Annotated in this window: 11 protein-coding genes and 1 pseudogene; 5 read left to right on the top strand and 7 right to left on the bottom strand. The window is 67.2% G+C overall.

Translation table 11 applies throughout. From position 1 onward, the window contains the following. Positions 1-710, bottom strand: a 710-nt coding sequence (locus ACTHJR_RS04675; RefSeq protein ID WP_440521962.1) for a DEAD/DEAH box helicase family protein, incomplete at its 3' end; no start/stop codon positions are given. Positions 711-793: 83 nt separating this feature from the next. Between ACTHJR_RS04675 and ACTHJR_RS04670 the strand changes: the two genes are divergently transcribed. Both ACTHJR_RS04670 and ACTHJR_RS04665 read left to right on the top strand, forming a co-directional pair. Next, positions 794-1,363 carry a DUF3617 domain-containing protein gene (locus ACTHJR_RS04670; protein ID WP_440521961.1) on the top strand — a complete coding sequence of 190 codons (570 nt, stop codon included), beginning with the start codon at positions 794-796 and terminating at the stop codon, positions 1,361-1,363. A 120-nt stretch (positions 1,364-1,483) separates the two neighbouring features. Then, on the top strand, positions 1,484-2,050 hold the full coding sequence (locus ACTHJR_RS04665) for a DUF3617 domain-containing protein (protein ID WP_440521960.1): 567 nt from the start codon (positions 1,484-1,486) through the stop codon (positions 2,048-2,050). Positions 2,051-2,057: 7 nt separating this feature from the next. Here ACTHJR_RS04665 and ACTHJR_RS04660 read toward each other — a convergent pair whose 3' ends face one another. Both ACTHJR_RS04660 and ACTHJR_RS04655 read right to left on the bottom strand, forming a co-directional pair. After that, complete coding sequence (locus ACTHJR_RS04660; RefSeq protein WP_440521959.1) at positions 2,058-2,516, bottom strand: hypothetical protein; 459 nt, start codon at positions 2,514-2,516, stop codon at positions 2,058-2,060. Positions 2,517-2,595: 79 nt separating this feature from the next. Next, complete coding sequence (locus ACTHJR_RS04655; protein WP_440521958.1) at positions 2,596-3,753, bottom strand: MBL fold metallo-hydrolase; 1,158 nt, start codon at positions 3,751-3,753, stop codon at positions 2,596-2,598. A gap of 97 nt (positions 3,754-3,850) precedes the next feature. Here ACTHJR_RS04655 and ACTHJR_RS04650 point away from each other — a divergent pair, with 97 nt between their 5' ends. The 3 genes from ACTHJR_RS04650 to ACTHJR_RS04640 are packed head-to-tail and all read left to right on the top strand — an operon-like array spanning position 3,851 to position 5,064. Then, entirely contained in the window at positions 3,851-4,096 is a 246-nt protein-coding gene (locus ACTHJR_RS04650; protein ID WP_440521957.1) for a helix-turn-helix transcriptional regulator, read from the top strand. A 39-nt stretch (positions 4,097-4,135) separates the two neighbouring features. Continuing rightward, positions 4,136-4,555, top strand: a complete 420-nt coding sequence (locus ACTHJR_RS04645) for a hypothetical protein (RefSeq protein WP_440521956.1) — start codon at positions 4,136-4,138, stop codon at positions 4,553-4,555. Beyond that, positions 4,552-5,064 (top strand): hypothetical protein, encoded by a 513-nt coding sequence (locus ACTHJR_RS04640; RefSeq protein ID WP_440521955.1) that lies wholly within the window; start codon positions 4,552-4,554, stop codon positions 5,062-5,064. The genes ACTHJR_RS04645 and ACTHJR_RS04640 overlap by 4 nt, the downstream gene beginning before the upstream one ends. Before the next feature lies 1 nt (position 5,065). On the opposite strand, the pseudogene ACTHJR_RS04635 reads toward ACTHJR_RS04640, so the two are convergent. The 4 genes and pseudogenes from ACTHJR_RS04635 to ACTHJR_RS04620 all read right to left on the bottom strand — a co-directional run bounded on the left by ACTHJR_RS04635 (position 5,066) and on the right by ACTHJR_RS04620 (position 9,264). Continuing rightward, positions 5,066-6,412 (bottom strand): annotated as a pseudogene (locus ACTHJR_RS04635) (methyl-accepting chemotaxis protein). A 98-nt stretch (positions 6,413-6,510) separates the two neighbouring features. Continuing rightward, positions 6,511-7,875, bottom strand: a complete 1,365-nt coding sequence (locus tag ACTHJR_RS04630) for an MFS transporter (RefSeq protein ID WP_440521954.1) — start codon at positions 7,873-7,875, stop codon at positions 6,511-6,513. After that, positions 7,872-8,336, bottom strand: coding sequence for an SAM-dependent methyltransferase (locus ACTHJR_RS04625; RefSeq protein ID WP_440521953.1), 465 nt, complete (start codon positions 8,334-8,336; stop codon positions 7,872-7,874). Before ACTHJR_RS04625 ends, ACTHJR_RS04630 begins: the two co-directional genes overlap by 4 nt. 10 nt (positions 8,337-8,346) lie before the next feature. Beyond that, positions 8,347-9,264, bottom strand: a complete 918-nt coding sequence (locus tag ACTHJR_RS04620; protein ID WP_440521952.1) for an EamA family transporter — start codon at positions 9,262-9,264, stop codon at positions 8,347-8,349. Between the last annotated feature and the right edge of the window lie 55 nt (positions 9,265-9,319).

Below are 9,319 nucleotides of genomic sequence, written 5' to 3'. Positions count from 1 at the left end.
TAATGCGACGGGAAGATTTCGAGATTGTCGCCCTTCACCCGGAAATTGCCGCGCTGGAAGGCGGCATCGTTGCGCTTGTACTGGAGCGCGACCAGCTTGCGCACGATCTCGCGCTGGTCGACGGTCTGGCCCTTCTTCAGGTCGAAGATCATCGCCGAATAGGTCTCGACCGAGCCGATCCCGTAGAGGCACGAGACCGAGGCGACGATCAGCACATCGTCGCGCTCGAGCAATGACCGCGTCGCCGAATGGCGCATGCGGTCGATCGCCTCGTTCACCGAGCTTTCCTTCTCGATGTAGGTGTCCGACCGCGGCACGTACGCCTCGGGCTGGTAATAATCGTAATAGCTGACGAAATATTCGACCGCATTCTCGGGGAAGAAGCTCTTGAACTCGCCATAGAGCTGCGCCGCCAGGATCTTGTTGGGCGCCAGCACCAGCGCCGGCCGCTGCAGCGTCTCGATCACCTTGGCCATGGTGAAGGTCTTGCCCGACCCCGTCACGCCGAGCAGCACCTGATCGCGCTCGCCGGCCAGCGCCGCCTCTGTCAGTTCCTTGATCGCCCCCGGCTGGTCGCCTGACGGCTCATAGTCGCTGACCAATTTGAAGCGTTTGCCGCCTTCCACCTTCTCCGGACGCTCGGGACGATGGGGAACGAACGACTGGCCGGTCTCGGGTTCGGCCAGGCTGGTGCGAATCTGGATTGCCATAGTAAGGGAATATGGTGACTCTCCATCCAACCCGCAACAAAGCGGGAACGGGCCGCACCGAATTGACAACAGGAGAGCAAGCGATGCGCACCACCCCCTTGATCATCGTCGCCACCGCGTTCGCGCTGACCGCTTGCGGGCAGAAGACGAGCACGAGCACGACGACGATCAATTCGGAAACCGGCACGGTCACCACGACCGGCGACGCGCCGACGACCGCTACGTCGCTCGGGCTTCAACCGGGCAAATGGGAAAGCACGACGACCACGCTCGAACTGACCACCACCGGCATGCCCGCGAACATGCCCAAGGAAATGATCCCGCAGAAGCCGGCGCCGCAGACCGTCACCGCCTGCCTCACGCCCGAACAGGCGTCCAAGGGTCCGGGCGAATTGCTCCAGGACGCGCTGGCCAAGCTCAAGGCGGCTAAGTTCAAGGTCGATTGCTCGATCACCAACAGCACCTTCGCCGGCGGCAAGATCCTGTCGGAGGCGTCGTGCCAGCTCCCGACCGGCACGATGACGACCAAGACCAGCGGCACGTATAGCGCGACCGAAGCCACCTATGACAGCGAGGCTTCGGTCAAGGGGGGGCCGATTACGTCGGTCACCAAGACGCACACCGTCTCCCATCGCGTCGGCGAGTGCAGCTGACGGGCGCGCTCCCGTGGCGATGCGATTGCGCATTGCCATGGGCCGCAATCCGGTGAAGGAAGGACACGGCCCGCAACGACGGGACGAACGGTCGCATCACTCTTTGTCGAGAGGATCGTCATGCACCGTTTGCTGCAACTTTTCCCGATCGCCCTTCTGCCGCTCGCCGCCTGCAATTCGGGCGGTCCGACCGTTACCGCCTCCAATGCCAACGGCGCCGAGGTCGCCGCCAAGGTCGCCGCGGCGACCGGCAATGGCGAGATGGTCCAGCCCGGCCGCTGGGAAGGGACCACGGTCATCGAGGACATGAAGATGCCTCAACTGCCGCCCGCTCAGCAGGCGGCGATGGCCGACAGGCTGGGCAAGCCCGACAAGATCGTCGGCTGCGTCACGCCCGAGGAGGCCAAGGCCAACAAGGTCTTTTTCACCGGCAACGACGACAAGAATTGCAAATACGACCATTTCGTCATGGCTAGCGGCAAGTTCGATGTCGCGATGAATTGTGCCGACGAAGGCCGCAAGACCTCGGCCACGCTGACCGGCACCTATAGCCCGACCCGCTATCACATGACGATGGCGTCGAATACCGAGGGGCCGAAGGACAGTCCTTATGGTACGATGTCGATGAAGATGACCGTCGACGCCCAGCGCGTGGGCGAATGCCGCGGCACCGAGGACAAGGAATAGGCGAAGGTCAGTCGACCCGACGGTAGGCCACGCGCCACATCACGACCGCGATCCCGGCCGACATCGCCGCCATCACCAGGCTGGTGGCGATGCCGCTCGCCCAGCGGAACAGCAAGGTGCGCGCGTCCATCGCGGGCATCTCGACCAGGCCGTAGATCCAGGTCTGCCCGCCCAGGAACACCACGAAGCCGATCGCGGCGCCCAACAGCGCCGCGCTGACCGGCCCGCGCCGGCCCGAGGCGTGGAGCAGCATCCAGGGAAAAGCGGCGAGCGCGGTCACCGCCAGGGCGGTCAACAGCGATCCGATCAGCAATGCCATCACCAGCGTCCCGATCGCCAGCGCGCCGCCGAACAGCATCAGCAGCACCGCGATCGCGCCGCCCATCAGCCCGCCCGCGCCGATCGCCAGCCCGACGCGGTCGAGCGTGGTCTCGTAACGGCGTCGTTGCGCCACGTTCCGTAACATCGCGACCCCTCCCCCAAGCGCGCGCTCATAGCACCGGCGCGGGCGGACCCCAAGCGCCGCCGCGCATCGTTTCGGGATATCAACGCAAGGCGGCGACCGCAGGCGTGTCGAGGCAATGCACCAGTGCGCCGCGCGCCGTCGCCGGTCGCGCGGGCGGCGGCGCATAGGCTGGCACCTCGACGCTGGTCCCGATCGGCACGGCAGCGAACCCGCTTTGCCCGGTACAGGCCTCGGCCGCGGCGAGCAGGCCCGGCGGCGTGTCGCGGGCTTCGTAGGACAGGCGGAAGGTTCCCCAATGCACCGCGATCGCCCGCGCCGCACCCAATCGGCGATAGACCTCGACCGCATCGATCGGACCGATATGGCTGCCCGCCGCCATCTGCCCGGCGACGAAGCGGAACGCCCCGATCGGGATCAAGGCGAGACGGATCGGGCCGTAAGACGCGGCCTTGTCCGCCCATTTCAGGTCGCCGGCGCCGGTATCGCCGGCGAAGAACAAATTGCCGCCGGGCAGCCGCACGACGAAGCTCGACCACAAGGCGCGGTTGCGGTCGGCGAACCAGCGGCTGTCCCAATGGTGGCTGCGATTGACGATGACCTCGACATCGGGGCGCACAGCGATCCGGCCACCCCAGTCGAGCGCGTGCGCGGGCACGCCCGCCTGGCCGATCACGCTGTCGTTGCCCAGGCTGGTGACGATCAGCGGGCGGTCACGATCCCAGAGCTTCCTGAGCGTGGCCAAGTCCAGATGATCGTAATGATCATGGCTGACCAGCACGAGGTCGATCTTGGGCAAATCCGCGAGCCGGATGCCCGGCTCCGCGACCCGCGTCGGCCCGACACCGAACGGCCCCGCGCTGCTGCTCCACACCGGGTCGGTCAGGATATTGAGTCCGTGCGTTTGCACCAGGACCGTCGAATGCCCGACCCAGGTCGCGAGCATCCTGTCGCTCTCGACCCGCGCCGGTGGCTTGGCGGGTGTCACCGCGACACGATCGGGCCATGCCGGCCGATTGTCGCGCGCGGTCACGTAACGCAGGATCGTACCGGTCCCGCCCGGCGGCGACAGCGCATCGTCGGCGCCATCGGGATTGAAGAAATGCTCGCCGTCGAAATGGTCGCTGACCGGCCCGCGATAGTAACGCGCGTCGAGGAAGTCGGGGACGATCGCGATCGCCAGGCACAGCATTACGACGAGCCACAGCAATCCGGCGCCGATCCGTTTCACCCACCGCATCCGCGCCCTCTAGCCGAAGCCGTGGCGCGAACAAGCCCTATTGACTCGATCGTATCTTTGTTGTGTTTACACAATATATGATCGCGAATACCGATTCATGATGCTCTACAATCGCATAGCGCTGTTCCGCGCCGAGCGCGGCATCTCGCGCAAGGCGCTGGCCGAGGCGGTCGGCGTCAACCCGCAGACGATCGGCTATCTCGAGCGCGGCGACTACAAGCCCAGCCTCGAGCTCGCGATGAAGATCGCCGCCGAGTTCGACGTCGCGATCGAGCATCTGTTTTCGTTCAAACCCTTCCCCCCGATCGCGGCGACGCTGCGCCGCGCGGACGCAGCGGAGTGATCGAGCGTGGCACTGCCTGACCTTCGTCCGGGATCGATCATGATCCGATGGGTGCTGACCATCGCCGTCGTCATGGCGCCGATCGCCTGGGGCATCAGCCTGGCCGACGGCCCGAGCGAGCGCCACGTCGGCCATTTGATCGCCGGCGCCTGTTTGTTGGTCGTTCTCTGGCTGTCGGCGTTTCGGTCACGCCCGCTGTATCCGCAGCACGGCCTGGCGCTCGACGAACGCGAAATCGGGGTGAGACGCCTGGCGATGATCAAAGGCCTCGCGGTCGCCAGCCTGTCGGGTCCGTTGCTCTGCTGCTATATGAGTATGGCTCTGCAATCCGGCTGGTGGATGCCGTCAGCCGACGACTGGCTGAGCGTTCTGCTCGTACTATGTTGCTGGATTTTCGGCTTGCCGCTCGTCTTCGCCAATTGGCTGGTCGGCGCACCGATCGATGAGGACGATCAATGAGCAAGTCCCTCCCCGAACATCTCGACGACATCGCCAACCGCACGGGTATCCCGGCCCTGGCGGCGCGGCCGCAACGACGGCGACCGTTACGCGGGCTGGCGCTGGTCGCCCTCATCCTCAGCACGACCGGCATGGCGATGGCGTGCGTCGCGCACCGCTGGCTCTGGATCGGGGAAGCGGTGCTGCTGGCCGGCTTCTTCCTGTCCGTCTGGCTACCGCTCAAAGGCCCGATCAAGCCGTGGATGTCGGTCGAAGAGCGCGTCGACGAACGCGATGCGGAAGTCCGTGCCAGAGCCTATCTGACGTTGCTGCCGATCGTTTTGTTCATCGCGATGATCGGGCTCGCGGGTATTCCGGCGCTCGGTTGGCTCCAGCACCGCTCGGCGCCCGAGACGGTGGCGTTGGGCGGCTTCGGCGCCTTCTACCTGCTGACTCTGTGGAACTCGATCCCGACCTTGCACGCAAGTTGGCAGCGCGCGCCAGCGGATGACGAGGAGGAAGAGGGTTAACTCAGCCCTGATCCTCATAGGCGAATTGCAGGATGCCCCAGTGCCGGCCGTCGACCGCGATCGAGGCGATCACCTGCTTCAATAGCACCACGCTCCCATCCGCGACCTGGCGGCGATAGGCCTTGAGGCAGAACGGGTCGGTGATCTTGCACTGCTGCTGCGTCTCGGTGAACTCGAACATCATCCCGCACCGCGCGTGCTCGGCGTTCCAGGCATCGTCGCCCGGCCGCTGCGCGTGCGAGCGTTCGGGCATGGCGACCGCGCCGAAGCCGTTGCGGTCGGTGAAGCTCATTCCGAAAAAGCCCTTGTAGGTCCGCGCGCGTTCCTACTGCGGCCGTGCGGCCGGGATGATGAACGGCTGTACCGGATGGCTGTAGAGCGGCGGATTGGTGCCGGGAATCTGGTCGTAGGTTTCGCGGAACAGATCCGAGGTCGAAATCTTGCCCTCCGCTACCGCGCGGCTCAATGCTTCCGACACTTGTTTCGCGGCGTCGAGCCCGAACGCGATATAGGGCGAGTCCACGGTTTCGACCCCGCTCTCGGCGAAATGCTGGAGCAGGGTGTTGCTGTCGTCGCTGACGGTGGTGACGCGGCCCGAAAGGCGATGCAGGCCGTCGGCATTGGCGCCGGAGGTAGTCGACAACGCGCCGAGCCCGGTGCGGATGTTGCCGACCGATTCGACCATCGATCCGATCCGGTCGCTGACGCGCTCGCTCGAATCCGACAGGTCGCGCATCAATACGCCGAGCCGGTCGACCAGTTCCTCGATGTCCTTGCTGCCCTGATGCGCGGACCTGGCGGTCTCGACGCCGTGCGCGACGCGATCGAGCATGCCCGCCGCCTCTCCCGCCAGCGCGCCGATCGAGCGTTCGATCGTCTGGGTCGCCGCCGCGGTTTCCTGCGCCAGTTTCTTGACCTCGCCGGCGACCACCGCGAAGCCGCGCCCGGCATCGCCCGCACGCGCCGCCTCGATTGTCGCATTGAGCGCGAGCAGGTTGGTCTGGCTGGCGATGCCGCTGATGACTTGGGTGACATGGCTGACCGAAGCCAATGCCTCGTTGAACGCGCCCAGGCTGGCGTGGATGCGGCTTACCTGATCGATCAGGTCGACGACGTTGGTCGAGGCATCCGACAGCTGGCGAGTCGAATCCTCGATCACCAGCCGAGCGGCGGCGGTGCTGCGGCGCGCTTCCTCGGCGGCGCGCGCGACATCGGTGCCGTCATCGGCCAGCCGCACCGCCTCGCCGCCGATCGTGTCGATCGTCGCGGCCTGCGCGGTCACGCGTTCCGCCAGCTCGGTAATGTCCGCCTGCAGGTCGAGCGTGCGGATGCCGAGCTCGCCCGACATCTTGGCCGCTTTCCGCACCGTCGTTGCGATGTCCAAGCGTGAAGTCCCCCCTGAATTCCCCCGGTTTCAGCGATTAAACGACCGTGGTTAAGGAAACTTTAGGTCCGTTTCGGCGCCGCTGAGAGCCAGCCGGCCACGCCCGCGACCAGTGCCGCGGCGCCTGCCAGCAGCATCGCGATATGGAAGGCCGCGATCGACACGCCGCGCCCGCCGCCGGTCAGCACCAGCCCGATCAGCGCGACCGCGACCATCCCGCCGATCCGCGCGGTGGCGTTGTTCACGCCCGACGCGGCACCGGTATGCCGATGGTCGACCGCCGCCATGACGGCATTGGTCAGCGGCGTGACGGCGGCGGTCATGCCGATCCCGATCAGCAGCATCGACGGCAGGACGTGCGGCACGAAGTCGATATGGCCGCCCGGGACGATCGCCATCGCGGCGAACCCCAGCCCGACCACCACCGGCCCGACCGTCAGCATCCAGCGCGCGCCGATCCGCTCGGCCAGCGCGCCCGCGAAGCGCGATCCCGCGCCCATCACCAGGGGCAGCGGAAGGATCGCCGCGCCCGCCGCGGTGGCGCGCCAGCCGCTTGAGATCAGCAGATAGGGAAGCAGCAGCAACACGCCGCTCAACGCCGCATAGAGCAGGAAGGTCAGCAGCGTGAGCGCGGTGAAGCTGCGTGTGCCGAACAGGCCGAGCGGCACCATCGCGCGGTCACCACATCGGCTTTCCCACCACAGGAACGCGAGCGACGCCGCCGCCCCGCCCGCGATGTAGAAAGGCGCGCCCTGCCCGCCCGAGGTCGCGATCGTCAGTCCCCAAACCAGCAGCCCGAGCCCCGTCGTCGCCAACACTCCGCCTGGCCAGTCCGGCGCCGCCGCGTCTGGATCGTGCCCGCCGTCGACCGCGATCACCGCCAGCACGCCGGCCACCGCCGCCAGCGGCAGGATCAGCCCGAACACCCAGCGCCAGCCGACCGCATCGACCAGCCAACCGCCGATGATCGGCCCGATCGCCGCCGCGATCGCGCCCGCCGCCGCCCAGGTGCCGATCGCCTTGGCGCGGGCCTCGCCGTCGAAATCGGCGCCCAGGATAGCGAGGCTGGCCGGCGTCAGCAGTGCCGCCCCCACACCTTGCGCCACCCGCGCGGCGATCAGCCAGCCGAGATCGGGCGCCGCCATGCAGCCGATCGAGGCGATCGCGAAGATCGCCAGCCCGGCCAGGAACACGAGCTTGCGGCCGAGCGAATCCGCCAGCGCGCCGCCGATCAGCACCAGAGCGGCGAGCGGCAGCATGTAGCCGTTGACGATCCACTGCACGCCCGCCGCATCGGCACCGAGCGTCTTGGCCATCGCCGGCAAGGCGACGTTGACGACCGAACCGTCGACCATCGCCACGCTCGAGCCGAGTACCGTGGCCCACAAGGCGCCCCGACCGCCTTTGCCGGGCGCGCGCCGCGTCATGCCTGCCAATATCCCGTCATCAGCTCGGTCGCCCAATCGGGCTGGCGCAACCCTCCGCGCGGCAGGAACTCGCGCAGCACCGGCTTGATGTCGATCACCGGCGTACCGTCGATCGCGTCGAGGCCGCGGACATGGAGCCGCCTGCCCTCGACCTTCTCGATCGCGCAGATCGTGATGCCGATGCGGTTGGGCCGGTTCTTGCCGCGCTGCGCGAAGATGCCGACCAGCGGCCAGTCGGTGCGGTTGCGCGGATGGCGCGCGCCGGTCTCGATCTTCTCGGGCGGCACCTGATCGAATACGAAGGCGATCTCGGCATGGCTGAAGTCACCCAGCCCGGCCAGGGCTTCGCGCCCGAAGCGCGGCTCGAGCTCGATCACCGCGGTCTCGCGATCCCAATCGTCGTCGACCGCCTGGGCGCGGCCGCCGCGCACATGAGCGATCGGTTCGATGTCGAAGGCCATGCCCGTCTCCCTACCAAGCGCCGACGAGCGCGAGCACTACGCCGATCGCGACCAGCAGCAACCCCGCGACTTCGCTCTTCGCCGTTCTCTCGCCGAGATAGAAATGCGCGAAGCCCATGGTGAAGGCGACCTCGACCTGCCCGACGATCCGCACCAAGGCGACCGGCGCCGAGGCGAAGCCGGTGAACCAACACGCCGACGCGACCGAGGACATCAGCCCGACTTGTCCCGCGACACGCCACTCGGCGAACACCTTGGCCACCTGATCGCGCTCGCGCCACACGAGGTAGCCGCCCTGCATCAGCGTCTGGAGCACGACCGTCACCGCCAGCACGACCAGCGCGGCGCGGACATGATCGGGAGTCGCGACTTCCTGGGTCGCAGCGCGGATCGCGATCGTGGTCAGCGCGAAGACGAAGCCGGAGGCGATGCCGTAGCGCGCCGCCAGCTGGCCCAGCGCGCGGACCAGTTCCGCCGGCGTCATTCGCTTGCCGCCCGCCGACAGGACCATGACGCCTGTCACGCCGAAACCGATCCCGAGCCAGGTCGGCAGGCTGAGACGGTCGCCGAGCAGCACGATCGACAGGACCGCGCTTTGCACCGCTTCGGTCTTCGAATAGGCCGTGCCGACGACGAAATTGCGCTCGCCGAATGCCATCAGCAACAGGTTGGTGGCGACGATCTGCGCGAGCCCACCCAGCGCGCAGAACGGTAGGAACCAGCGCCCCAGCGCCGGGACGGCAGCCGGTGCGATTAGGAGCTGATACGCCAGCATCATCGCCACCGCGACCGGCGCGCCATAGAGATACCGCACCAGACCCGCCGCATTGACCGACAGCGTTTTGGACACCCGCCGCTGCACCGCCGTCCGCCACGCCTGAAGCGCGCCGGCGAGTAATGTGGCAGGGAGCCAGAGGGGGAAGGTCATTCGGGACGCTTGCTCGTCGCCCCGGCGAAGGCCGGGGCCGCCAGGTTGTCCGGCA

The organism is Sphingomonas sp., from assembly GCF_051962185.1.
Taxonomy (GTDB): Bacteria; Pseudomonadota; Alphaproteobacteria; order Sphingomonadales; family Sphingomonadaceae; genus Sphingomonas.
The sequence above is the reverse complement of the archived record's forward strand: the minus strand, read 5'-3'. Positions and strand labels throughout refer to the sequence as shown.

What these genes read in the sequence shown, in the direction of transcription:
- ACTHJR_RS04670 (WP_440521961.1), top strand. Translation starts at nt 794, where the DNA reads ATGCGCACCACCCCCTTGATCATCGTCGCCACCGCGTTCGCGCTGACC.
- ACTHJR_RS04665 (WP_440521960.1), top strand. Translation starts at nt 1,484, where the DNA reads ATGCACCGTTTGCTGCAACTTTTCCCGATCGCCCTTCTGCCGCTCGCC.
- ACTHJR_RS04660 (WP_440521959.1), bottom strand. Translation starts at nt 2,516, where the DNA reads ATGTTACGGAACGTGGCGCAACGACGCCGTTACGAGACCACGCTCGAC.
- ACTHJR_RS04655 (WP_440521958.1), bottom strand. Translation starts at nt 3,753, where the DNA reads ATGCGGTGGGTGAAACGGATCGGCGCCGGATTGCTGTGGCTCGTCGTA.
- ACTHJR_RS04650 (WP_440521957.1), top strand. Translation starts at nt 3,851, where the DNA reads ATGATGCTCTACAATCGCATAGCGCTGTTCCGCGCCGAGCGCGGCATC.
- ACTHJR_RS04645 (WP_440521956.1), top strand. Translation starts at nt 4,136, where the DNA reads ATGATCCGATGGGTGCTGACCATCGCCGTCGTCATGGCGCCGATCGCC.
- ACTHJR_RS04640 (WP_440521955.1), top strand. Translation starts at nt 4,552, where the DNA reads ATGAGCAAGTCCCTCCCCGAACATCTCGACGACATCGCCAACCGCACG.
- ACTHJR_RS04630 (WP_440521954.1), bottom strand. Translation starts at nt 7,875, where the DNA reads ATGACGCGGCGCGCGCCCGGCAAAGGCGGTCGGGGCGCCTTGTGGGCC.
- ACTHJR_RS04625 (WP_440521953.1), bottom strand. Translation starts at nt 8,336, where the DNA reads ATGGCCTTCGACATCGAACCGATCGCTCATGTGCGCGGCGGCCGCGCC.
- ACTHJR_RS04620 (WP_440521952.1), bottom strand. Translation starts at nt 9,264, where the DNA reads ATGACCTTCCCCCTCTGGCTCCCTGCCACATTACTCGCCGGCGCGCTT.